The organism is Bradyrhizobium sp. SPXBL-02 (assembly GCF_051853065.1).
Classification (GTDB): domain Bacteria; phylum Pseudomonadota; class Alphaproteobacteria; order Rhizobiales; family Xanthobacteraceae; genus Bradyrhizobium.
On record NZ_CP182474.1, the window covers coordinates 981,708 to 1,006,421 of the forward strand.

A 24,714-nucleotide genomic window follows, 5' to 3' on the forward strand; every position below is an offset into this window, starting at 1 on the left:
TGCCGAAATTTTCCGAAAGAAGCTTCACGAGCAGTCCTTGTTGAAGTCGTCGCACCGTTCCATTGTCGTGGGCGACCGGGTCGTGGACCTGGCGAATGAAACATTGCGGGATAGGTGGGGCGGCATCGTCCCCCTGCGTCCGCGCGCCTGGGCAGTGCTGCGGCTGCTTGCGGCACGGGCGGGGCAACTAGTCGGCAAGAACGAGATCATGGATGAGGTCTGGTCGGATTGCGAGGTCACGGAGGACTCCCTCATCCAGGCGATCGGCGACATCCGGCGAGCCCTGGGCGACGGCGGCAGATCAGCCCTGAAGACACTGCCTCGCCGTGGCTACGTGCTGGTGGCCGGTGAAAGGCCGATCAACACAAACGTCGTCTCAGGCAATACGCCGCAGCCCGCCGGTCTCGAAGAGCTATCGGGATATTCGTCAATGCCGCATCTGTCGATCATCGTCCTGCCTTTCTCCAATATCGGCGGTGATCCTGCGCAGGACTATTTCGTCGATGGGGTGACCGAAAGCCTGACGACAGATTTGTCGCGCATCGCCGGCTCGTTCGTGATCGGCCGCAACACCGCGTTTACCTTCAAAGGAAAACCGGTCGATGCCAGGCAGATCGGCCGTGACCTGAACGTGCGCTACGTGCTGGAAGGCTCGGTGCAGCGTGGTAGCAACCGTTTCCGCCTAAATGCGCAACTCATCGATACCGAAACCGGAAGCCATGTGTGGGCGGACCGCTTCGATAAGCCGGCGGCCGAACTATTGGACACGCAAGACGAGATCGTGTCCCGGCTGGCCAACACCTTGAACGCGGAGCTCATAGCCGCCGAAGCGCGACGCGCGGAACGTTCGCCTCGCCCAGACGCGATGGATCTGTATTTCCAGGGGCGAGCACTCCAGAACAAAGGCGTGACGCGAGCGCTTCTGACTCAGGCCAGGGATTTTTTTGCGCGATCGCTTGCGCTCGATCCTGGCAACATCGAAGCGGCAATTGCCGCCGCCCAGGTCGACGTGTCGGTGGGATCGGCCTTCATGGCCGATGACGTCAATGTGCACTTTCGCGCCGCAGAGATGGCCTTGGACGGCGCGTTGCTTCACGCCCCCAATCATCCCAGAGCGCACATGCTACTCGGCGCCGTGCAGATCCAGACGAATCGTATCGACAACGGTGTCGCCCAATGCCGGCGGTCATTGACGCTCGATCCAAATCTGGCCGATGCACATGGGTTTATTGGCCTCGGCAAGTATCAATCGGGACGAAGCGAGGAGGTCGAGGGCCACATTCAGGAGGCGCTCCGGCTTTCCCCGCGTGATACGCGCGCTTTCCTATGGTATATGTTTGTTGGGCTGGCCAAGTTGAGCGTCAACGCAGATCGCGAGGCTCTCGATTGGTTTCGCCGGAGCCTCCAAGCGAATCGAAATCACGCGCTATCTCATTTTCACTTCGCGACCGCGTTGGCCCTGGTTGGAGACCTCCAGGAGGCTCGATCGATCGCCGCAGCAGGACTCGCACTCGATCCTGGCTTCACGATCCGTCGCTACCGCATCAACGCCAAAGGCGACAATCCGATCTATCTGGCGCGACGCCAACGCTGCTTCGAGGGTTTGCGCCTAGCCGGCGTGCCGGAGGGATGATCCGCAGGGCTGTTCTGGCAGCCGCAATGTCCGCTTAGGCTAAAGCCTGCCTTGGCCAGCTTGCATAGTTCTGTTTGGGTTGTTCTGTTCGGGTTTCTTCAAGAAGCAGACCTCCAAGAGGAGAAAGGCCCTCACCCGGCGCTTTGCGCCGACCCCTCCCGCAAGCAGGAGAGGTGAACGAGCCGCCGCAATCGATTCGATCTAAAGCCATTGCTCGCTAAAGTCCGCTTTCCGCGAGCGGTGCAACGGCGGCAAATCCGCCAACTCGCCAGAAGGGTTTTCGCTGCAGCCAAGTCGGCGGGTGGTCTGCTGCCTGCATCCGCCAATTCTCACGGAACGGTTCGCAACGCGGGGGCATCATCGGGAATTAGCACAACTCCAAGCCGATGTAGCGGCCGGAGAAATTGAAGAAGGCGTGTGCCGCGATGGCGCTCGCACTCGGACCGAATTGGTTTCGGCCGCGGTGGTACGCTCCGCCGCAAGCACGCGGGCGCGAAGACTTTCCAATTCGGACAACAGAGACGTGAGCTGTTCCACACGCTCATGCAGCAGCACAGCGGCGTCAGCCGCTAGGTCACGATCTTCATGCATGTCGTGTAACCCCCAAACCAAGCTTTCGAACGGGCTTGGATCATGGCCCGGCGGTGGACCAATCGGGAAAATGATGCAATCGCGACTGAAATCCGCCGACGTTGTTCCAGCATCAACATATGTGAATCGTATGTTGTTTTAGCCCAAAGTTTGCTTCGGATTGCATCAGGCGCGTGCACGGAAATGCAGCCGAGGTCCGGGTTGAGCGCCGTCCCTCGGCGAGGCACAGTACGCACGTCGGGTGGGTTGAGCCCTTGCGAAACCCATCAAGCCTCGCGAGAGGCGGAGGACGGGTTCGCTGGCGCTCTACCCATCCTCCGGGCTAACGCTCTAGAACCAGGGGGCGGTTATCGCAGTCGGGTTGCTAGACCGGCATCCTGCTAAGCGTGACCCTTGCCGGCATTTTCGATAAAGCCGCCTTCGGAACTTTGTGAGGCATATCCCAAACTAGACTTCCACCCGACCGATCTTGTCTCCGCGAGCGGTGGTTACCTCACAACCTTCGGTAAAAATCGTTCCGGGCTCGCGCTGCGCGCGCGGGGCCAGAATTTCGTGAATGGAACTTCGAGGCTTCTGTTGAATGTCCGCACCGATGCCGGTGCGCGAGGCGTCGAACCAGCTACACAAAGAAATCATGCGTCGGATGGTGCTCGACGCCTGGTGTGTGATCGACTGCGCTTTGCTCCGCGCGCGACGGGCCAATCAGGTCTGCATCCGGGATCAGCGCCAGATCAGCATATCCGCCTCGGTGCGGACCATGTTCAGCCGTGTCGGCGCCGTAGCCATTCGCACGATGATCCGAATCCTTGGCCCATGGCATATCGTTCTTGAAATGGAAGGAATCTCCGGCGCTGGGCGAGGCAGCCGCTTGTGCCTGACCGGCGTCATGCTCCGCTGGATCGTTGCCGCGAGCCTTTTGGCTCGGCTCGGCATGCAGCTTCGTGGAAGCGTCTGAATGGGTCTGTTGCGAGTCACGTTGCGACTGGCCGGGATTGGCGTGGCTTCCCGGTCCATCATTCTCGACATGCTGCTCGGCAGCTGCGGAACCGTCCTTCGAAGCGTGACGCAGTTGCCCAGGATTGGAGTCGTGTCCGGTTGGATCCTGCTTGTCGGCTGCTGCGCCGTTCTCCGAAGCATGCAAGTCACGCTGCGATTGCCTGTGACTTGGATCGTGACCCGGTGGCTCGTGCTCGGCATGCGGCTTGCCTGCTGCTGCGCCGTCTTCCGAAACGTGCAACTCGCGTTGCGATTGTTCATGATTGCGTGAGTCTGCTGCGGCCGCCTGCTCGACGCCGCCATGACCACTCAGTGCGTCGACGGCACCGGATCCGATGTGAGGGTTATCGCTGCCGCGGAAGCTGTCCTCGCGCGCGGCCGCATCGATGGTCTGAACTTCGTCGGCTCTGGCCATGGCATCGCCTGAGGCAGCCTCGAAGGCGAATGATTCATGGTGTCTGTCGGAATCAAGCCAGGGCAGGCCGTCGAAGCCGTTGAAGTCGGGCCTGCCGGGACTATTGAGGGCGACCAACTCGCTGCGGGCGTTCGCGTCAGCCCACGCAAAGACATCGCTCGGGCTGTCCCAAACGGTGGACGCCTGGGCGTGACGGCTGAGGAGTTCGTAGATCGAGAGGCCGACCGCCGTCATCATGAACGCGCCGGCGCTGCTCACCGGCCTTGAAGGGTTGAGTGTCGGCACTGTGATCGTGCTGCCAGCAATATCGGCTCGGGATTCGATGAGCTTGCTCGCCCGCATCGGCATGTCAGCCGACGAATGCTCCAACCGGAGGACTTTGCCGACGGCTTTGGCCGTTTTCTCCGAAGCAGCAGACGTTTTTTGGGGGCTGATCTTGATGGTCACGACCGCGCCGGTGCCGTCGGCGGTCATGATCGTGACGTTATCGGCATCCGCATGGTCGACTGCGGTCGCGTTTGCGGATTGAATGTCGTCGAGCACGGCCCAAATCAGAGCTGCAAGCACGCCGACGCCGCCGTAAAGGCGCGACAGGGCGAACCTTGCGAGTTCCGTCCGGTTCTTTATGCCAAGCTGCGCAGATATCTCTTCGATACGCGCCTCAACTCGGGCTGGAGCGACCTTGATCTGGCGCGCAATCTGCTTGTTCGACATGCCGCTGGCGGCCAGGCGGATGATCTTGTGCTCCTGGTCCGTCAGTGCTTCGCCCAAGGCGCCATGACCGGTCCTGCGGGCTGCGGCTGGCGCCACCAGCCTCAACGACTGCAACAGGTTCTCCGGCTCTTCGCGCATCGGTATAGCAGCGCAGGCACCGGCAGCGATGGCCGCCGCGAGATCGCCACGGGCGATCGATGCGGTGTAGAAGACCAGCCGTGTGGCAAGGCTTTCGGCATTGACGGCGGCGAGCATTCCAGACGCCGTCACGTCGGAAAATCCGTCCTCGACGAGCGCGACATCCGGCGTCAACGTCCGGACGGCTTCGAGGCATTCGGCTCCATTGGTGCAGGATGCAACGATCTCGAAGTCACGCTCCGTCGCAAATAGCGACTCAAAACCCTGCAAGACGATCGGACGGCGATCTGCGATCACGAGTCGGATACGACGCATCTGGTCTGGCCCGCCTGGCTTCCCGCCTTGATTGGCTCAGCAAGGCGACCGGGTCTTGGCGGCGTCACCTTCAAGAGCACCGCAGCAACGCGGAGCACGTCGCTTGGTTCCGCAAGGTGTGAAGCCCAGGGATGCTGGCACCGGAAGCAGCGGAAGGGGCTCGTCCATCCTGCTACTTCCAATGCTGCCATCTTGCCCCTGTTCTGCCCGACGGTGCAACGGTTTCGTAAAATGAGCAGGACGCGCAGCAATCATTCGATCAGATCGTGCTTCGCTCGAGCGGCCAGGGCCGCGGCGGGAAGCCATCCCATCTCGTCGCGCACTAAGCCGTTGATTTTGCTGCATCCGGCTACTGTGCATGGGGTTGTTTTCGACTTTTTGTAACGGGGGTGCAAAAGTATCTGTCCGAACCCGATCTGGTCCGGCGCTCGCATTTTCATCCATTCATTTTTCGGAGACGCATCATGCAGGTTTACAATGTGGTCAAGTTCAAGGTGAAGCCCGGCGAGGAAGGCGCCTTCCTCGATGCGCACCGGGACGGCAAGGCCAAATGGCCGGGGCTGGAGCACGGCGTCATCATCAGGACCGGTGATCAGACCTTCTGCCTCATCGGCACGTGGTCCAGCCAGGATGCGCTGGTGGCGGCACGCTCCGCGATGATCAAGACCCTCGACAGCTTCAGGTCCGTGCTCGAGGACCAGGGCAATGGACGCGGTGTGACGGACGCGGTGTCGGGCGAGGTCGTGCTCGCGCTGTAGCCGGCGAGCAGCCCCGCGACTTCATCACCCGCAAACCCTTGGTCGTGAACCGCTGCGTCTTGCCGCCGGGGCGAATCGGACGCCTGGTGCCGCCTTGCCGGTGCCGGGCGGCTGGTGCGCAGGGACCAACTGGTGGGGCTGCGAGCCGGGGGGTTTAGCTTCTCGCTTTCATGCCTGCGCGGCATGCCAGAATGCTCTCGTGAGTCTGCCTCACCAGCTCTCGCGCTTCCCAAATCGCCTCGTCGGCCTGTTGCAAGACATCCTCTGACGAGCGGGATGACGAAGGCAGCGGCAATTTCTTTCTGCGCAAGACGGAAGCGGTCGCGTCGGCAACATGATGAACCAGCGCGACTGTTGATCCCTTGTCATCGAGGACTGACCAATTCTTCGGGTACCAATAACGTACCTGCCATGGTCGTCCATCGGGTTGGATGTCATAGCGCTGCAGAGACATAACGTGTCCCCGCCCTGTGTGCAGCACGGTCTCGAACGACGCGCTCAGATTGCGAACGCCATCCGCCCCCGCACAAAGTGGGTTGTCCGGAAACGCCTCGAACATGTCCAGACCTGCCAGCGTCTCCCGCGAGCGCGAGACCTCGCGGAGGTAGCTCTCGTTGGCGTCGACTATTCTCAAGTCCGGCGCAAGGACCAATATCGGAAGAGGCGAATGCTCGAACAGCCGCCGCCACACGTTCTGTGCTTCGGCCATCACAGCAGCGGGCGACCGGAAGTTCGGTTGGCGAGTGGCGATCGTCATGTCTCGACCCGTTATTCAGCGCGTCTTGCCGCTTGGCTCGGTGCGGGCAACCTTGTTTTGTCGAAAATAGGCGTTCGCAAGCCTTTTGGGAACATGGAACCGATTGCGACGCTTCCCCCGGCCTGGCGCGGGCGACCTCTCTTCTAGGGGGAAATGGTCGCTTCGGGAACTTCGGCCGTTCGATTTCACTTTCCTAACAGATTGGGAGAATGGCATGTCCTTGGACCGCAACGCTGAGGTTCAGCATCTTGCAGAGGCTGATCGTCACGTCGCCGTCGCAGAACGGTCCATCGGACATCAGCTGATCGAGATAGAGCGGCTACGCGAAGGTGGTCACAACACGGAATTGGCGGAGCAAATGCTGGAAACTTTCCGCCGTACTCTCCAAGAGATGCAGGAGTACAGGAAGCACATCATCAGGACCATTGAGGGTATCGACGCTGGAGAGCTCTAGGTTCTGCAGGTAATCCCAGGAACACGCGCCGGGAACCTATTCGGAGCCAAGCGGCGTTTCAGGTGTTCCCGAGCCAGTGCGATGAGGTTCGACCGCTCGGATCGCGACGCTTGCAACTTTCCAGTTGCCTGCCAGCGAAGGAGGCCACCAATTGAGGCGGCCTGCCTTGCTTCCTGGACAGCTCGTCCGCAATCCGGCGCTGGTGGATACAATGAAGCTGCTCGTCTAGCTTCCTTGCCTTTTCCATCGCTGCGTACAGCTCATCGACGAGCCGTTCGCTCGCTGCAATCGCCGTGTCCGCCCGCTGAAGAAGTTCGTCCTGCATCGGACTATAACGCCGCACGACCTTGGCTTGTTCTGCAGAACAGTCCGCGCGAAAGCCAAGAAACGAAACTTAGGGCCGTGCCAAAGTTCTGCGGCGGTCAGCCCGCGATTATCGCCGCGCGGCGTGAAGGAAACGGTCAGCGGGCGCGCCGACGCCATCCATTTGATGACGCTCCCGTTCACGCAATTCATCGACGAGACGTTCGAGGTAGGACGGCAGTGGCGAGGCTTCGTGAAGTAAATGCTGTTGCAACCTGTCGCCCACCTCGTCGCAGATCGACCGGGCCGTCTTACGGTCGATGTGGTCCGATATTCGATTGGCTGGTTCCATATCGAGACCTTTCGATTAGGCCCCACGATTAACTTAAGTTAGGGGAATGAAAAATGTTTCGCGTAATGTCCGAAGCAGCCGATGGTTCCATCAATCGGAACAGTTGGCATCGCCGAGGCGGCGCAGCCTCATAGGCACTCCAAAGCGACCCGCCTTCGCAATGTGCGCGGCAGACTTGTTGCCACCGTCAGCGCTGGGGTCTGCAACCCGTCAAGTTAGTGAAGCTTCAAATTATTGGCTTGCCGCCGCCGCAGCAGTCGCCACGTATTTCGTGTAGAATTCGGCGACCCGGCCGCGCCACATGCCGACGAACGCCTCTGACGTCACGTTGTCGACCGATTTCCAGGTGCGCTTGAAGGCCGGGAGTGCATTGCCCCAGATCGCGCGTTTACACCACCTCTCACCCTTCTCCTTGCCTTCGCTGCTGGCGCACATGGATTTCCAGGCGAGGCGAGCGGGCTTGCTGATGTGCTCGGCGGCGCCTTCCCAGCCCTGCTGATGGATCAGGTAGAGATCGCTCATGTCCGGCTTGCGGCGCGTGATCCACTCGAATTGGACGCCTTCGGCAATGATTTTGTAGGCGGCCGCAACGGCGTTATCCCGCGGACTGCGGATCTGCCCGAAGCCGAACTTGCCGAACTCATAATGGCTCAGCTGAAACAGCCCGATATACGACCCGGTGCGTTGATTGGGGTTGAAACCGGATTCGATCTTGGCAACCGCCATCATGAAATTGAAATCGAGACCAAACGCGTCGGCAGCGCGCTTGATCTCCTCAGTCGGCGTTCCGACCGGAATGTCCTTGAACGCACGCAAGACGATCTCCGCCGGTTTCTCGGCGGGCGGCAGTTCGGACCAGACGTAGTAGACCAGATAACGAAAATCTGGCGTCGACGCCGCTTTCGGAGCATCGTTGGACGCATCGCGTTCTGGCGGCAGCGTTTGGACGACATCCTGTCCCAACGACGCCAATTTCGGCGCGACGGGTTCGTCGACGATCTCGGCTTCGGTGCGTGGCGGCCCGGAATCTGCTGACGTCACCGCGCCCAGCTCTGCGCTTTCGGCCCGAAGCGCTGCCGCGAGTCTGGCGGATGCCTCAGCGTACACCGCAGGCGTCACCATGTTCGCGGGAGCCGCCATGCGCGCAGCCGGTGTGCTCGCTGCCGCTTCCGGCATGACATCCGGCAAAGTCGCGGCCGGCCTGTTACCGGCGGCCAGATAGAGTCCTGCGGATGCGACAACAGCCACGATGCAGCTGGTCTGCCAGACCTTCATTGCCCGAAGTCCACCGATGGCTTCTGTACGAAGGCTGTTGGCATGGTCCTGCGGCCTGTGGGTGAGTACTCTTGGTAGAATCTTAAGGTTTAAATGTGGTGAACGAGGGCAGGCTTTCGCCTCGCAACTCGATCTGTCCCCCTTTGGTTCACCAGCGGCCGCTGGCGGGAGAGGCTCGTGGGGTCGGCTAGGGGTCAAGCGTGTCGTTTCCGGCGGGCCTCAAGCATTTCCGGTCTGGCTTCAAGTGCGGACGTTCCGGCCGAGACCGCGGTCGTCGCCTTCGGGCCAAAAGAGGTCATCGCGGCAGCGCGATGATGAACTCGGTAAACACACCCAGCTCGCTTTGGACATCGATGGTTCCGCCGTGTTGTTTGACAATGATGTCATGGGTCATCGACAGACCGAGCCCCGTGCCTTCACCAGCTGGCTTGGTAGTAAAGAAGGGATTGAACATTTTTTTCTTCACCTCGATCGGAATCCCGGTGCCGTTGTCGCGGATGCGAATTTCGACCTTATCGTCAAGGTTGTTCGTGGTCGCACTCAGCACAGGCTCAAAGGTCTCGTCTCCCGCCTCGGACTTGCGCCTGGTCGCGGCATAGAAGCCGTTGGAGATCACGTTGAGCAGCGCGCGCGTGATCTCCTGCGGATATACCTCGATTTCGCCTGCGTCGGGATCGAGGTTCTGCGTGAGCGTGATGTTGAAGTCGGACTTCTCTGCGCGCGCGCCATGGTAGGCGAGATTGAGACTCTCCTGGACCAGGGCGTTGATGTCGACGAGGCGACGCTCGCCCGGTCCCTCGCGTGAGTGCAGCAGCATGTTCTTGACGATGGAATCGGCCCGCTTGCCGTGCTGCACGACCTTTTCGAGGTTGCTCTTCAAAAGCGCCGTCAGCTCGTCGACTTCGGTGCGGATCTTGTCGACGAGTTCGGCGGGCTTGAGGGCCTCGTTCAACTCCTCGGTCAACGCCGCTGAAAGGGCTGCGAAATTATTGACGAAGTTGAGCGGGTTCTTGATCTCGTGCGCAATGCCCGCGGTGAGCTGGCCGAGCGAGGCAAGCTTTTCGGTCTGCACCAGGCGGTCCTGTGCGGTGCGGAGGTCGTCGAGGGATTGCGAGAGATCGTCGGTTCGCTGCCGCAGCTCCTTGAGCAGTCGTGTGTTTTCGATGGCGATCACCGCTTGTGCCGCAAAATGTTCCAGCAACTCGACCTGCTTGTCGCTGAACTCTTGCACTTCCTTGCGGTAGACAGCAAAGCCACCGACAAGCTCGCTCTCCTTCAGCATCGGCACAATCAGAACGGTGCGGGCTGCGGCGACCTTGTAGATCAAATCGTCGGGATGCTCTGTGGCGATATCGGCAATGTGAACCAGCGCCTTGGTCTCGACGAGGCGCCCCAGCGAAGGCGCCCCATCAAACGGCGCGATGAAGTGTGGCGGCGTTTCCTGGTCGGGCGCGTACAATTGCGGCACGTTTTTCGCCGCCATTCGCGCCACCCGCCGCAACCTGTCGCCTTCGTATAGGAGCAGCGTCCCAAAACTGGCACGGCAGATGCGCACGGCATTTTCCAGCATGGCTTCGAACACCGGCCCAAGTCCGCCAGGCGAACTGGATATGACTTGTAGCACTTCCGACGTCGCGGTTTGCCGCTCCAGCGCTTCCCTCGCTTCATTGAACAATCGCGCGTTCTCGATCGCAATCACCGCCTGGTCGGCGAAGGTCTGTAGCAATTGCACGTGATGGTCGGCGAATGAACCGGTCTCGACTCGCGTCACGGTGATCGAGCCGATAGGCACCCCATTGCTCATCAACGGCGTGAACAACATGCTGCGAAAGCCGCGCAATCGCGCCAAATCCCTGGCCAGCATGTTTGGCGAGGATTCGGTATCGACAATCTGCATTGGTTTGCCATTACGCAGCAACTCGAAGGGCGCCGCAGACGTTGTGAGATGCCGCGGGAACGAAGCTCCCAATGCTTCGTCAGCGACCGGATTTGTCGGCGTGAACGCCTCTAGGTGTTGCATGCCGTCGATATATCGAAACACTGCCGTAGAGAAACCGCCAATAAGCCTGTTGGCGCTGATCGCAATCGCCTCGAATACCGGCTGTACATCGTCGGGCGAACTTGCGATGACCTTCAATACTTGGGCCGTCGCCGCCTGCTGCTCGCGGGCCTCCTTCAGGTCTTTGCTCAGACCGGCGACCGAACGACGATTCGCTCGGCTGGCCGCTGGCGCAATGCGGCGCTTGCTCTTGGTGGTCTTGCTGCCCTTGCGGGTCTTCGCCTGGCTCGTCTTGCTGCCCGTTCTTGATGGCCGCGCCATATCCGTCCCCAAAGGGTCAAGAAGGGTATCTTATCGGTCCAAACCATCATTCAGGAAGGGCCGGGATAGCCTGAATCGCATGTCACCGGGCCGGGCTGATGTCCGAGAAGGGTCATGAGCGCCGTTTTGACCAGCGGTCGAGCGCTTCCGTTTTACCTCCGACTCCGGACAACTCGCGGCTACGCCCTAATGGAGGCGATGGGCCACATTCGGACATGTGCGTCGTTAGGCTGACGAAGGTCCTTCAACAATCTTCCAATACGAGTCCTTGCGGATCACCTCGTCCGCGCGAAAAGTGTAAAAGTCACATCCTCGGACCTCGATCTTTTTTCCTTCGCCTGTCGTGCCCGTCAGCGTCCATTTTGAAATGCCCGTGTTTGCCATCGTATCCACAAAATGCTCGGCGTCGCCGTAGTGAACATCCGGTAAGCCTTCAAAGCGCGTCGCGAGCCCGTCTCGTACGTTGCGTTTGCCCTCGAAGCGGGAGCCCCAAGGCTTGCTTCCCCTCGGCATCTCCAAGACACAATCGTCGGCAAAGAACTCCATGATGGAATCCAAGTCGTGCGCGTTGAACGCTTCACACAGCGCCGTCAATTTCGATCGAATGTCCATCCTTCCCTCCATCGAGTTCTCGGAAGGGATACAATAACACAAGGGCACACAGGTGAGTTGAAGGGCCGATTAGACGTCTGGTCGATGTCGCCTTCGGGTCGAAAGCGCCGTTTTGACCAGCGGTCGGGCGCATCCGGTTTATCCCCGACTTCGGACAACTCGCCGCTACTTGGAAGCGGTGGGCCAGGAGGAGACATCCTGTGAGAAGTGGGTGGCGCCAAGGCATTCAGCGGAAGCGCTCGCAGATGCCCTGAAAGGAACTGGAGGGCAGGTGTCGGGACGGTTGAGCAGCGCGCCGTTTTTCAGCCGGTGCTGTTTGCAGCCTTGTGATCATCTCGATCTCGCAGTTGATCGCAGGATCGTACACGCTCGAAGCCATGCATCGGTCTTCCGTTCATGGTCGCTGGCATATGGATCGGCTCTAGGCTGTACGGAACAATCAACGATGAGATGTTCCGAAAGACTGTATTGGCATTGGGGGATTCCATTAGCATCGCATTAGCCCGCCTCCTACTTCTCGCCATGTCAGCCAAGAGCGCGCTGGAAGCCTGCCAGCCCTACAAGATGCTGCCGGCGGAGAATTATGAGGAATGGAAGGTGCTCGACCTGTCGTTCCCCCCGCGGGAGCGGGTCGTAGAGCTGCTGTCCGCGCTAGCTTTCGGGAGAAAAAGCGGGAGTTGTTCTCCCTGCCTGCCGTGCGTCAAATAACGTCCATTGATGTTGAGTAGGGCTTCGCGCACAAAGGACGTCTGCCCGAGAAAGGTCACCGTTTCTCACAGTATTAATGCGGGGTTGTTGTTCCGCGGATAGTTTGATGCAGTTTTGAACAGGCTAGCAGCCAACACGACCGGACGCGAGGCAGGCATGCGTACCTCGTGGGACCTAACCGCAATACATGCAGCGATCACCCAGGCGGCGCTCGACCCGTCCTGCTGGACGCCGGCAATGGATAAAATTGCGGCGGCTGCCGGCGCTGTCGGCGCGGCGCTGATTCCGATCAAAACAAGCGACAGGCCCCTCGGCCTTACCTTCACGGCCGGCGTCGCCGAATTGATGGACCGGTACATCAAGGAAGGCTGGTACGAGCACGACGAGCGGAGTCGAGGCATTCCCAAACTGCTCTGCACCGGGATCATGGTGGATCAGGATCATACCTCGCCGGAGGAAATGCGTCGCTCACCATTCTACAACGACCTTCTCGGCAGATGTGGTTTTCGATGGTTCGCCGGCGTGGCGTTAGATGCGGGTGAGGACAATTGGTGTCTTGCAATTCAGCGCAGTCCCAAACAGGGGCCGTTTAGCCCAGCTGAGCAACGACGGCTTGTCGCTCTTCGCGCCCCCTTGACCAGCGCCGCCACTGTAGCACGCGAACTGGGGTTCGTGCGGGCGCTCGCGATCTCCGACGCTTTCGACATGATGGAAACGGCCGCGTTGCTGATCAACCAATACGGACGCGTCGTCAGGACGAACAAGGTGGCCGACAGCAAACTCGGCGATCACCTGCGTATCGTCGACGGGCACCTGATCACAGATGATCGGAATGCCGCGAGCGCGCTCAAGCGGCTGATCGAGCGCGCGCTGGAAAACGCCGACGCGGGCGCGACCATCATGCCGCCCGTTGCCATTGCGCGGCCCGGCCGCCGGCCGATGGCGGTCTACGCGGTGCCAACGAGCGGCGGCGTGGTCCGCGACGTGTTGGCCGTCGTGCGTGCAATTGTGGTTATCCGAGATCTGGAAGAATGCTCCATGCCGCCCGAAGCGCATCTAAGGAACTTGTTCGGCCTGACTTCTGCCGAAGCCAAACTTGCGACGCGCGTGGCATCGGGCGAACACCTCGAGCACGTTGCCGATGAAATCGGTGTTGCCTACCAAACGGCACGCAATCAGATGCAGGCGATCTTCGCGAAAACGGACACGCACCGGCAGGCGGAAATCGTGGCGCTGTTCGCGCGCTTACACTGCGCTGGCCCTCACGCCATGGACGGCGGAGAGGCTTAGCTTCAAAGGACTGCGCACAGAATTTTTCCCGCTTTGATTTGCTTCAAACGGAGGCGTTGCGCAGAACGTGTGGGCTGCTGAGGAAATTTTGCAACGCATAGTACATTTGCATCATGACTGCGGGAGAGAGCACAGTTACCAACGCAGGCAATATTGCCACCTGCTGCCCGTAAATCGGTGACGTGCCGAACTCACCGTTTCTTGTAAGCGGCAGCGCTAGTGCCATCGGCAGGCCCTTTCACTTCCGCCTTACGGGCGGCTCCATATTCGTTCCGGTCGCAGACCTCAATGGGGCGACAAATTGGATCTTGGACGCGCGGCATTGATCGCTTCGCGCAGTCTCACACGGAGAAGGCGAGACCCACAGCTTTATTGGCTGAAACCGCGGTGCTGGCCTTCATCGAATGCGCAATGCCCTGCATTGCCAAACCAAAGGAGGCGAAGATGCCAACCGAATTCCAGCAGACGACCTACGCGACCGGATCTGGACCCTATTCCGTTGCAAGTGGAGACTTGAATGGGGACGGCAACCTGGACATCGTCACCGCAAATGCCAACAATAACACCCTGTCGGTGCTGCTCAACAATGGCAGCGGCAGCTTCCTGACACAGACGACGTATGGAACGGGACCTGGACCTATCTCCGTTGCGATCGGCGACCTGAATGGTGACAGCAAGCTGGACCTTGCTGTTGCGAATGGTAATTCGTTTAGCACGGACAGTATCCTGCTCGGCAATGGCGACGGTACCTTCCAACCCCAGACAAGTGTCGAGGTCGGGGAATCTCACCAGGTGGTCATTGGCGACTTGAACGGGGACGGGAATCTGGATCTCGTCAACGCCAACAGCAACTCCGGTACGGTTTCGATATCGCTCGGCAACGGCAACGGGACATTTCAATCCCGGACCACTGAAGCGGTAGCGTCTGCTCCCGGGCCTATTTCGGTTGCGATCGGCGACGTGAATGGTGACGGCAAGCTGGACCTCGCCACCGCAGACTACAGTGTGAATACGGCGTCGGTGCTACTCGGCAACGGCGACGGCACTTTCCAAGCGGCAGCCAGCTATGCGGCGGGAAGCCAGCCTGGTCTAGTACAAGTCGCCGACCTGAATGGGGACGGTCGACAGGATATCGTGGTCGCAAGTCAAACCTCCAATGACCTCTCGGTGCTGCTCGGCAATGGCGACGGCACCTTCCTGCCGCAGACCAACTATGATGTCGGAGCCGGTCAAGGTTTCGTTCAGGTCGGCGATGTGAGTGGGGACGGCAAGCCGGATATCGTCGCGGTCGCAAATGGAGTGGCGGTGCTGCCCGGCAATGGTGACGGCACCTTCCAGCCGGTGACCACCTTTGCGGCGGGCTCTGGAACTTCCTCCGATGTGCTCGGCGATGTGAACGGCGACGGCAAGCTTGACATCATCGCTTCAAATTTCGGCGACAATACCGTATCTGTGCTGCTGAACACGACCAACAACGATCCGCCCGTCGTGACGGTGACCGCCACCACCAGCACCGCGACCGAAGGTAATGACGTGGTGTTCACGTTCCATCGCACCGGGAGTCTCAGCAGCTCGATGCAGTTGGACTTCGGCTACAATGGTTCGGCCACCAACGAGGTCGACTTTACGTGGGCCGGCAACAATGGTCTTCCGCCCCGATTTGAGGCCGGCTCGGACACCTACGAGCACCGCCTCACGACTTTCAGCGACGGGATGACCGAGGGATCCGAGTCCCTCGGGGTCTATCTTGTCAGCAACTACGGCTACACGGTTGGTGATCCCGGTACCGCAACAGCAACCCTCTACGACGAGGACACGACGGCGGATGAACCACCAACAGCGTCTGTGACGATCAACGACGGTGACGGCTTCATCAGCGATGCAGAGAAGGCGGCAGTTGGTTTCACGATTGTGGGTGTTGATCCTGATGCGGTTGCGATGGTGAGGTTCTCGGATGGCAATCCTCTCCACGATGTTGTTCGTGGACCTGGCGGCGATGGCTCTAGCGCGGTTGATCTGTCCGGACTGACTGACGGCCCAATCACGGCGTCGATCTCTGTGACGGACACGGCTGGCAATACGGCTGCTGGCACCGGCGACACCTCCACGAAGGACACGACGGCGGATGCATCGCCAACAGCGTCTGTGACGATCAACGACGGTGACGGCTTCATCAGCGATGCAGAGAAGGCGGCAGTTGGTTTCACGATTGTGGGTGTTGATCCTGATGCGGTTGCGATGGTGAGGTTCTCGGATGGCAATCCTCTCCACGATGTTGTTCGTGGACCTGGCGGCGATGGCTCTAGCGCGGTTGATCTGTCCGGGCTGACTGACGGCCCAATCATGGCGTCGATCTCTGTGACCGACACGGCTGGTAATACGGCTGCTGGCACCGGCGACACCTCCACGAAGGACACGACGGCGGATGCATCGCCAACAGCGTCTGTGACGATCAACGACGGCGACGGCTTCATCAACGCTGGCGAGAGGTCGGCAGTTGGTTTCACGATTGTGGGCGTTGATCCTGATGCGGTTGCGATGGTGAGGTTCTCGGATGGCAATCCTCTCCACGATGTTGTTCGTGGACCTGGCGGCGATGGCTCTAGCGCGGTTGATCTGTCCGGGCTGACTGACGGCCCAATCACGGCGTCGATCTCTGTGACCGACACGGCTGGCAATACGGCTGCTGGCACCGGCGACACCTCCACGAAGGACACGACGGCCCCGGGAACGCCGACTCTGGCCCTGACGAACGATTCCGGCAGCTTGAACAGCGACAAGGTCACCAGGGATCCTTCCATCACCTATACGGCCTCGGCCGCGGGCGACACGCTGTTGTACAAGGCCGACGGTGCGACGAGCTTCTCGACAATCGCGCCGGTGTTTTTGACCAACGGCACGGCCGATGGTCCACACACCGTCTTTGTCCAAGAGCAGGACAGTGCGGGCAACGTCAGTGCGGCTGCGAGCCTGACGTTCAGGCTTGACACCATCGCGCCGGTTGCGCCTTCGCTCAAGCTGCACACGGACAGCGGCAGCTCGAGCACCGACAAGATCACCAACTCGGGCCTCGTCGACGTAACTGGCCTCGAGACAGGAGCGAATTGGCAATACAGCACCGACAACGGCGCGCACTGGCTCAACGGCACCGGCACGAGCCTGACGCTCACGGGTGATGGCCTCAAGAGCGTGATCGTCCACCAAACCGACGTGGCGGGTAACACGTCGAGCAATTCAACGGCGTTCGCCTTCACGCTCGACACGGCCCCGCCCGTGACCGCCATCGGCGATATATTGGTCACGACTTCAAAGGGAACAAACGCGACAATCAGCGGCACGTCGGAAGCAGGGAGCACGATAACGCTCTTTAAGGACGGCACTTCCGTAAGTAGTACCACCCCCATCAAAGTGGACGGCAACGGACATTGGAATTTCACGATTTCAAAATTGTCGGATGTGGTTCATACGTTTTTGGCACGCGCAGTGGACGTGGCGGGTAATCAGGGCGGATTGAGCTCAGTCGCAGTGCTCGGCAGCTCGAGCGGCGACAAGATCACGGGCGCGGGTGCTGCTGATCTCATCGAGGGCCTCGGCGGCGCAGATCAGCTCACGGGAGGAGCTGGAACGGCGGACACGTTCGTTTTTCACGCCGGCTTCGGAAAGGATACGATCACCAGCTTCGATCTCACGAAGGACGTTTTGGCATTCGATCATAACTTGTTTGCGAATGTCGACGCGATTCTGAAAGCAACCGCGGACGTAAAGGGCAATGCCGTGATCACTTACGATAGTGCCGATACGATAACTCTTGTCGGTATCACGAAGTCTGATCTAGTGAACCACGCGAGCGACTTTTACATCCTTTGATGTCGGCTTCGTGCGCGTTGAGCAAGCAGGATGCGCTCTACCGCTGTTTGACCCCGGCACAAAGGCGTGTCGGGGCCATTCAGGATCCACAGGCCGCGGATGCACGCCGCCACTATATTGTCCTCCGGCCCGAGTGCTCTTGCCGACAGGGGAGGTGCCTTCCGGTACCATCTCCGCCCACGCGCTCGACGCAAATTGCCGCCGCCACGTTACGATGACCACCGCTGCGGTCGTGACGAACAGCACCCAGGGGGCTCACGAAGGGCGCGGTCCAACGACAAACTGTCGACCTTTCGTCGTTTCCCGATTTGGTCGTGGTGTATCTCGGCATGCGCGTCAATGCGTGGACCGGGATAAGAACCTTGTTCGGCTTGGGTCCGCAGATTCAGGACGCAGTCGACAACAGGCCTGAAGGGCTTCTCCTGCATGAGAATTTCATCATGTCCTTGTTTCCATTGAGCCCGTTGCGAAATCCATCATGCTTGGCATAAGCGGGGAATTGATGGGATTCGCTGGCGCTCTACCCATCCTCCGAGCTAGCACGGGCCATAAAGCGGAGCTTACGAAGCCGCGCGTGAGCCACCAAACGCTTCCCCAAAAGCGACGAGATGAATCGCGAACTCGATAGCCTCGCGGCTGCGCGCTGGTTCCGCAATCGCAAAAATTCTCAGACTGCTCTTTTCGTCCCGTTAACCTACTCGCAGCCGGTTGAGGAACGGACCCACAAATCATCGCTTCCTCCTGGACAAGAATCTTGTTGCAGAGCGTCCCTTTGCGGGCGCCGGGAATTCATGGAGGCGTGTATGCGAATGAAGCTTTTCTATGCGGCCACGGTCTGCGTTGCATTGTCCGCAGCAGCACCACTCGCGCAAGCCCAGGTGGGCGCGGGTGTTGGCGCCGGTGTTGGAGGTGTCGGTGCAGGTGCTGGTGCGGGAGTGGGTAGCGGTGGCGTCGGCGCCGGTGTTGGTGCCGGAGTTGGGGGCGTTGGCGCGGGTGCCGGCGCCGGAGTGGGCGATGGTGGCGTCGGTGCCGGCGTGGGCGCCGGAGCTGGCGGAATTGGCGCTACGGGGGGCGTGGGTGTCGGCGGAGGCGCGGCAGGAGCTGGCGCAGGTGCGAGTGTTGCAGGAGTTGGTGGGGCAGGCGCGGGAGTTGGTGTCGGTTCTAGCAGCGTAGGTACTGGGGGCCTCGGCACCGGCGGGCTTGGCACTGTTGGCATTGGTCCTGGTGCCGCGGGAGCCGTGGGCATTTCAAATAATGGCGTTGCCAATGGAAACAACAGCTCTGGATTGGCAGGCCTCAATGCTGCCAACGTCGGCACAGCCTTCGCGACATTGGAGGTCGCAGAGCAGCAGCGGGTGTTGCGTCGCTGTGCAGCTGTCCTGAAACAGCCGGATCACTACGACCGAGAAACACGGGCCGTTTGCCGTGTGATAGCCGCCAAGTGAAGTAAAGATCGCCTTTGTCTGATTGGAGTCGACGGATAGACAAATAGAAAGAAGGCTCGGCAAGGGAACGCCGAGCCTTATCTTTAGGCCGAGCGATCTGTCTCACTGCAATCTGACCTTCGCTCCCAACTCCTTTGGAGAACAAGACCCAGTCTCCGCGAGCACGCAAAAGCGTGGTGATAATAAGTCATGCGTCCGCCGGCTCTCGCGCTCCCGCACGCGCGGGGATTGCTCTGCCGCGAGGAGCGGACCTCCGTCAGACCCCACGTAACTTCGCAGATGGGCGGGAAGCCGACCTTGCTGACATCGCGGAACTCGCTTACCTTGCGTGATGTGATCTGCCCGACATGCGTTCGAACCGGATGGCCCTTATGCTCCGTCAGCACACGGTGCCGCCCCTGATCTAAATTCGTCGGCGGTTCGCAAGGTGCACGCGATGGCTTGCAGGAACTCTTCGGGTGCAACACGACCACCGTCGTCATAGGCGGAGCTCGCGGCCATCCATGGCGGACCCATCATGCGTCAGGAGGTCAGAATGAAGGGCGCAGTCCAACGACAAACTGTCGACCTTTCGTCGTTTCCCGATCTGGTCGTGATTTATCTCGGGATGCGCGTCAATGCGTGGACCGGGATAAGAACCTTGCTCGGCTTGGGTCCGCAGATTCAGGACGCAGTCGACAAGAGGCCTGAAGGGCTTCTCCTGCATGAGAATTTCATCATGTCCTTGTTTCCGTTGCACCTTGGCATGCGCCAATATTGGCGCGACTTTGATGCGCTGGAGGCGTGGTCCCGTTCGATGCCGCACCGCCAATGGTGGCAGGATTTTCTGAAGTCATCGCGCGGCACTGGCTTCTGGCATGAAACTTACTTCATGCGGGGCGGTATGGAGGCCATCTACGATGACCTGCCGGCGCCCATTGGCCTCGCACAGTTCGCGCCGCTGCAGCCCGCCCGTGGGCCAATGTTCGCCGCCCGCCACAGAGCCAGATTATCCGGCCAGTTGCTTCCCCCAGTGATCGAAGAGGCCCAATTTTATGGTGGGGACGGACCCGCGTAGTTTTCGCTCTCGATTCCAGTGATGTCTCGTTTGAGGCAAGCGCGTCGGTTTAGTCCGGCCGCGATGGCTTCCGGTCAGATCCGATGGCGGATGACCCGCCAGCCTTGCAAAGGCCTGCGATACCCGCTGCCCGCTTGACCCTAGCCACACCGCGCTCGAGGTGCTCGCTATGTTGGGGTCCGGCGAATCCCGCGGCGACCTTCACTCGTACAGAGCGCAAACGCCACCCTGCCAACGCACACACCTGCGAACCGCTCGGCGGGTTTGACGGATGGTCGTCCTTGCCACACATACACCGTTGACTCGCGTCCTGCCCGGACCACAGGCGGCCGCGATTTGCGTAATCTCATCATTTTCGATCGAAGGGAGCGGTGCAGGCCCCATGGCGTGCGCCGATGTTAGAACCGACAAGGTGAAGCCGAGAACAGCGATCAATCTGATCATTCGATCCTCCCTTAGCACTGGCCCCGCTCGAAAAGCTGGCAGCATCGGTCGCTGAGAGGCTTGAGATAAGTCAAGGTTCGCGTCGCGGTGCGTGTGGCTCGGGGGCCGTTGCTCCGGGGTACGCGATAGGCGGCGATCTGCGATACTCGCCCAGCCTGCCCAGATCACTCACCTGTCCGGTGCGCTAACTGTCCTTCGATACTGGCCCGAGCGCTGCCCGCTTCGCATTGTGCGCTTCCCCGGGAGGTCGCGCACCGAGTGCCGCGCGACGATCTTGTATGAGGTTCTCGAGCCGATGTGCGGCAACGTTGAGCGTGGCCGTATCGAGGGTGGATACGTCCGCATCTGCTCTGGCGCGTTGCGCGCTCAGTACCTGGTCGATCTCAGTCTCGATCTCCAACAAATTCGCTTCGTTCTCGGCGTGCCTTATTCGTCTCCCCAATGCATAGAGCAAATCCAGCGCGGGTTCTCTCGGCTTGAGATCGCCGGATCTAAGAAACTGCCATGCCGCCGCAAGGATCGTGGCAAGCGCGCCGAGCGCCATTGGCGCCAGGAAGATGGCGTTGCTCCACTTGTCCAGGAAAGTCAGTTGACTACCGTTGTAGAACTCTGCAGCGCCGGGGTGAACGGGGAGGTAGGCGCCGGCGTCAGTATCGGGCGCCTTGAACTGCGCGAGAACCGGCAGTTCGGCCAAAACGTCTCTGCGAGCGCGTGCAATGGCTTGCGTGAAGTCGGCGATCATATCGTTGTCAAGGCTCTTCTTGCCGACGATGTAGAAAGAAGCCTTCAAAGTGGTCACGTCGTCCTCAGGAACGGGAGGAGATCCGCGTAGTGTTCCCTTTGGGATGTCGAAGCTCTCGTAAGCGCGCTCCTTCTCGGCAATTGCACCGGCATTCTCGATCGGAATCAGGACCGGTGCGCTCTTCGGAGTCTGCGGGAATAGACCTCGCACCAATGATACGTACTTCTCGCTCAGCGGCGCTACGAGAAGGACGGCACGTATTTCCTTTGTGTCGAGGGTGCGGCGAACCTGGTCGAGCGCGACACTTTTGAAAGCAACGTTGGCGCGGTCGAGGTCATATGCCTTTGTCAATACGCTGACGATCTTCTCATTAGTCTCGCCCGCAACCACCCCTATTGTTGTGCGCTTTAGGCCAGCCATGTCCTTGATCGGCGATCCCGGCGGTGCAAACAGCAGCGCAACGGCTTCGGCGAGGACGACGATGGCTTGCGCTTGTGAAAGGTCGCCGACATCTCCGCGGACCACAGCAAGGTCCGTCTTGCCGGAGGAAAACGCTTCCGCGGATTCAATTGGACCGGTCGTCTCCACCACCTTCAGCCGGACCGGCGCGTTGTTGAGGACAAGCCTGCTCGCCAGCGCCGACACGATTTTGGGGGCGTCGCCATCGAATGATCCAACCGCGATCGACAGCGTCACCGGTCGGACGTACCAGCGATACGCGAACAGGCTTGCGCCCGCGGCCAACAGTGCTAGTGCCAGGATGACGACGATGCGAAGCCAGATCGGCAGTTTGGCACCGTCAATGCGAATTCTCGACAGATCATCCATAGTACCCGGCTGCCCTTTCGTCCCAACGGCAGGCCTTGCAGACTTCCGAGCACCGCCGATTGGTCAAGGTTAGCTACCCGAACAGCGGGACGAACTCTCCAAATTTGCTCGAGTTGTATTTCTGCCGCCAGGAGGCGGCTCTTGAGCCGCCCCCTCCAGCCTCATTCGCGCTCGAGTTTTATTGACAGACGTGCATCAGGCCATCAGGGCCTTTGATCATGGTGCCGGGATCGCAGACAATGCCGCCGCGAGCCTTGTAGTCGGCCCATCCGCTAAAGCCATACCAGGGGCCATTCGCCGGGTAGGCCCTTTGGAGATAGTAGGGACTGGTTTCAATCGGACCGCCATAATAGGCGTTGGCCGCCAATGCGCCGCTGCCCACGTATGGCCTGCCATAGTATCCGGTACCACCCCAGTTCCAGGGTTGGGTGGCCGCAACTGCGGCGGCGGTGCCAACCGCTGCAGCGCCTACGCCGGCGCCGACGACGCCCGCCCCGTATCCATATGCAGCCCGCCGGTTTTGTCGGCGTGCAACACCCGCAACGCTCACGGGTGTCAGGGGACGACCGACCCGTGCTTGTGCGCTATCGGTAGAAAGCGAAGCGCCGCCTTGCTCGGACCAACTGAAGGAGAGCAGCATCGCACAAGTGAACGTCGAGGCTGCTAATGCAACGTTTCGTACATTCATCTGCATCATGGACCTTACTCCACCGTTTCCCGCCCCGTTCGATGATGCACCCTCCGGATCAAGGAAGGCGTTGCGCTAGATCAACGGTTCCTCCGCTTGTTGTGTCTCAACGAGGCAACGACGCTGACGCAACAGGTAAGCAACGGCGGGAGCGCGAAATCCGCTTTCATCTCCTCCGCCGCATCGCCGCGAACAGTGTTTCGCTGCTATTCTTTGAGTGAGCTTTTCGCCAGAGCTAAGTGGACGAGCCTGCCAACTCTGTCGGTACCGTGCACGTACGGCTCGATGGGGTGACTTCCCAATCATTGGCGCTCCAAGACCCATGACCGTAGACGTGGGCCCGGGGGATGTCGGCTTTGGCAAATGGGACATCACCCAGGCCTAAAGTCAGTTAGCCGCGCATGTTCAGACCATCACGCGGCAGGTCTGAATCAAACTCAGTCTTCGTCGTCGGCCTGCGCACGACGTCGCTCCACGACATCACTCATGTCGTGAAGTACAAGGACCGCCAGGGCCCCCATGCGCTGCCTCTGTTCGGGATTGAGGGTCTTGTAAAGTGGCTGCCACGCCTCGGCGAGTTTATCCAAATCGGCTGATCGTTGAGCCAATGCCTCCGAGCGTCGTTGCAAAAAGGCGATGGGGTCACGATTGCGGATGGTTTCGACGGCATTTTGGTCGGTCCGTCGACCCACTGTTTCCGAAATCTTTGCAACCCGAGCCTTCCGATCCTCCGCCCTGGCACGAATGGCACTCTCGACAGGCGGCCAGAGTTTTTCCTGGTCAGGTGTCAGCTGCAAGGCGGCCTTGGTCAAATCGATCCGCATGTCCATCAGGGTATTTCGGTCTACTGCGTTGAGCCGTTCTGGCGTTGCAGCGGAGTTAGCTTGCGCCCTGGCAATCGACGGTGCGGCAAGAAGGAGTGCAACTGTTCCGATCACTACGATCTTCATCATCGGCGACCTCCTTGGTAAGTGGCCCCCAGGCACCGCGCAAACAATCGTCGGCAGGACGATGTCACGTTGATTCAAATCAAGAGACTTGGAGAAAGAAGACTTGGAGAAAGAATTGTGGCGCACAGGTCAGGCGCGAACTCCGACATGTCCGTTCTTGCGCCCCCATTCGGACGCGCGGCCCTCGACCTTTCATCGCAGCACAGCGCGACGCGGCGTTCGTCATACGAACAACAGAAGGCCCCGGGGGAAACCCCGGGGCCAGCTGCCGGGTACCGCTCGTGGACTAGTAACGTGCTGCGACCGGGGCCGTGTAACCGCCGAAGCGATAGTTGAGCCGTAGGGTGATCATATCGACGTCCTGGCTGACCCCGCTGCCCGTAAGCGTCAAGCCTCCGGGCGTGACCACGCCGGCGAAGGTACCGTTGTCGCGGCCCATCCAGAGATGGTCGTATTCCACGCCGAACGACCAGTTCGGTGCAAAGCCATATTCCCAGCCGACACCAAGGGCCCCGCCCCAGCGCGTGTGGCCAGCCGAGGCGAGGCCGACACCGGTGACGTTGTTGAAGATGTCAAAGCGATTGTGAGTGACGGCCGCGCCACCCTTCACGTAGAACAGCGACGCATTCCATGCCCAACCGAGTTGGCCCGTGAAAAGGCCGATGCCATCGGTTTTGCCCGTGGTCGAAATAAGCGGATCGACCAGGCTCACACGCGTTCTCTCAATGTCGGCCCAATCGCCCTGTGCTTCGAGGCCGAAGACGAATTGATTGGTCTGCCAGCGATAGCCGATCTGACCACCGATAAGACCACCGTTGCGATCAGCACAACCGGCCGCCACTGTCCCGGCGAGCGTCACGAAATCCACGCAGCTTTCGGCCCGTCCCCAACCGCCGTTAGCGCCGATGTAGAACCCGCTCCAGTTGTAGATCGTCACGACCGGTGCTGGTGGCGGGGCCTTGACGGCCATGTCGGCAGCCGATGCAGGGGCAGCCAGGCCCATGGACGCCACGCTGACAGCGGCTACCAGGAGTTTCCTCATGAGATTGTCTCCGTATCCCT

At 60.2% G+C, this 24,714-nt stretch carries 17 protein-coding genes and 1 pseudogene; 7 read left to right on the plus strand and 11 right to left on the minus strand.

From position 1 onward, the window contains the following. Positions 1-37 precede the first annotated feature (37 nt). A complete protein-coding gene (locus tag ACNJYD_RS04590; RefSeq protein WP_439365522.1) occupies positions 38-1,633 on the plus strand; it encodes a winged helix-turn-helix domain-containing protein in 1,596 nt (531 codons plus the stop codon). A 1,210-nt stretch (positions 1,634-2,843) separates the two neighbouring features. Here the strand turns inward: ACNJYD_RS04590 and ACNJYD_RS04595 are convergent. After that, positions 2,844-4,802 carry a LuxR C-terminal-related transcriptional regulator gene (locus ACNJYD_RS04595; RefSeq protein ID WP_439365523.1) on the minus strand — a complete coding sequence of 653 codons (1,959 nt, stop codon included), beginning with the start codon at positions 4,800-4,802 and terminating at the stop codon, positions 2,844-2,846. A gap of 464 nt (positions 4,803-5,266) precedes the next feature. On the opposite strand from ACNJYD_RS04595, the gene ACNJYD_RS04600 reads away from it, so the two are divergent. Beyond that, positions 5,267-5,560 carry a DUF718 domain-containing protein gene (locus tag ACNJYD_RS04600; RefSeq protein ID WP_157283331.1) on the plus strand — a complete coding sequence of 98 codons (294 nt, stop codon included), beginning with the start codon at positions 5,267-5,269 and terminating at the stop codon, positions 5,558-5,560. Between the two features lie 154 nt (positions 5,561-5,714). Here the strand turns inward: ACNJYD_RS04600 and ACNJYD_RS04605 are convergent, their stop codons facing one another. After that, on the minus strand, positions 5,715-6,317 hold the full coding sequence (locus ACNJYD_RS04605) for a PAS domain-containing protein (protein WP_439365524.1): 603 nt from the start codon (positions 6,315-6,317) through the stop codon (positions 5,715-5,717). 214 nt (positions 6,318-6,531) lie between these two features. Here ACNJYD_RS04605 and ACNJYD_RS04610 point away from each other — a divergent pair, with 214 nt between their 5' ends. Continuing rightward, complete coding sequence (locus tag ACNJYD_RS04610; RefSeq protein WP_172786744.1) at positions 6,532-6,771, plus strand: hypothetical protein; 240 nt, start codon at positions 6,532-6,534, stop codon at positions 6,769-6,771. Between the two features lie 433 nt (positions 6,772-7,204). On the opposite strand, the gene ACNJYD_RS04615 is transcribed toward ACNJYD_RS04610, so the two are convergent. The 4 genes from ACNJYD_RS04615 to ACNJYD_RS04630 all read right to left on the minus strand — a co-directional run bounded on the left by ACNJYD_RS04615 (position 7,205) and on the right by ACNJYD_RS04630 (position 11,633). Beyond that, positions 7,205-7,426, minus strand: coding sequence for a hypothetical protein (locus ACNJYD_RS04615; protein WP_271505482.1), 222 nt, complete (start codon positions 7,424-7,426; stop codon positions 7,205-7,207). Between the two features lie 231 nt (positions 7,427-7,657). Then, entirely contained in the window at positions 7,658-8,701 is a 1,044-nt protein-coding gene (locus tag ACNJYD_RS04620) for a transglycosylase (protein WP_439365525.1), read from the minus strand. A 295-nt stretch (positions 8,702-8,996) separates the two neighbouring features. After that, complete coding sequence (locus tag ACNJYD_RS04625; RefSeq protein ID WP_439365526.1) at positions 8,997-11,021, minus strand: GAF domain-containing protein; 2,025 nt, start codon at positions 11,019-11,021, stop codon at positions 8,997-8,999. 225 nt (positions 11,022-11,246) lie between these two features. Next, positions 11,247-11,633 (minus strand): nuclear transport factor 2 family protein, encoded by a 387-nt coding sequence (locus ACNJYD_RS04630; RefSeq protein WP_036035076.1) that lies wholly within the window; start codon positions 11,631-11,633, stop codon positions 11,247-11,249. 864 nt (positions 11,634-12,497) lie between these two features. On the opposite strand from ACNJYD_RS04630, the gene ACNJYD_RS04635 reads away from it, so the two are divergent. After that, positions 12,498-13,631, plus strand: coding sequence for a helix-turn-helix transcriptional regulator (locus ACNJYD_RS04635; RefSeq protein WP_172786748.1), 1,134 nt, complete (start codon positions 12,498-12,500; stop codon positions 13,629-13,631). A 288-nt stretch (positions 13,632-13,919) separates the two neighbouring features. Further along, positions 13,920-17,498 (plus strand): beta strand repeat-containing protein, encoded by a 3,579-nt coding sequence (locus ACNJYD_RS04640; RefSeq protein WP_439365527.1) that lies wholly within the window; start codon positions 13,920-13,922, stop codon positions 17,496-17,498. Positions 17,499-17,657: 159 nt separating this feature from the next. On the opposite strand, the pseudogene ACNJYD_RS04645 reads toward ACNJYD_RS04640, so the two are convergent. After that, positions 17,658-17,753 (minus strand): annotated as a pseudogene (locus tag ACNJYD_RS04645) (DUF599 domain-containing protein); the annotation flags it as partial. Between the two features lie 660 nt (positions 17,754-18,413). Between ACNJYD_RS04645 and ACNJYD_RS04650 the strand changes: the two are divergent. Further along, a complete protein-coding gene (locus ACNJYD_RS04650; RefSeq protein WP_439365528.1) occupies positions 18,414-18,671 on the plus strand; it encodes a hypothetical protein in 258 nt (85 codons plus the stop codon). An 807-nt stretch (positions 18,672-19,478) separates the two neighbouring features. Continuing rightward, positions 19,479-20,000: a DUF4188 domain-containing protein gene (locus ACNJYD_RS04655; RefSeq protein ID WP_212259560.1), complete on the plus strand. Its 522-nt coding sequence runs from the start codon at positions 19,479-19,481 to the stop codon at positions 19,998-20,000. Between the two features lie 628 nt (positions 20,001-20,628). On the opposite strand, the gene ACNJYD_RS04660 is transcribed toward ACNJYD_RS04655, so the two are convergent. From ACNJYD_RS04660 to ACNJYD_RS04675, 4 genes are all read right to left on the minus strand, one after another. Then, positions 20,629-22,014 (minus strand): TAXI family TRAP transporter solute-binding subunit, encoded by a 1,386-nt coding sequence (locus ACNJYD_RS04660; RefSeq protein WP_439365529.1) that lies wholly within the window; start codon positions 22,012-22,014, stop codon positions 20,629-20,631. Positions 22,015-22,192: 178 nt separating this feature from the next. Then, positions 22,193-22,711: a hypothetical protein gene (locus tag ACNJYD_RS04665; protein ID WP_439365530.1), complete on the minus strand. Its 519-nt coding sequence runs from the start codon at positions 22,709-22,711 to the stop codon at positions 22,193-22,195. 428 nt (positions 22,712-23,139) lie between these two features. Continuing rightward, a complete protein-coding gene (locus ACNJYD_RS04670) occupies positions 23,140-23,655 on the minus strand; it encodes a Spy/CpxP family protein refolding chaperone (RefSeq protein WP_439365531.1) in 516 nt (171 codons plus the stop codon). A 283-nt stretch (positions 23,656-23,938) separates the two neighbouring features. Beyond that, positions 23,939-24,694: an outer membrane protein gene (locus tag ACNJYD_RS04675; RefSeq protein ID WP_212259558.1), complete on the minus strand. Its 756-nt coding sequence runs from the start codon at positions 24,692-24,694 to the stop codon at positions 23,939-23,941. Positions 24,695-24,714 lie beyond the last annotated feature (20 nt).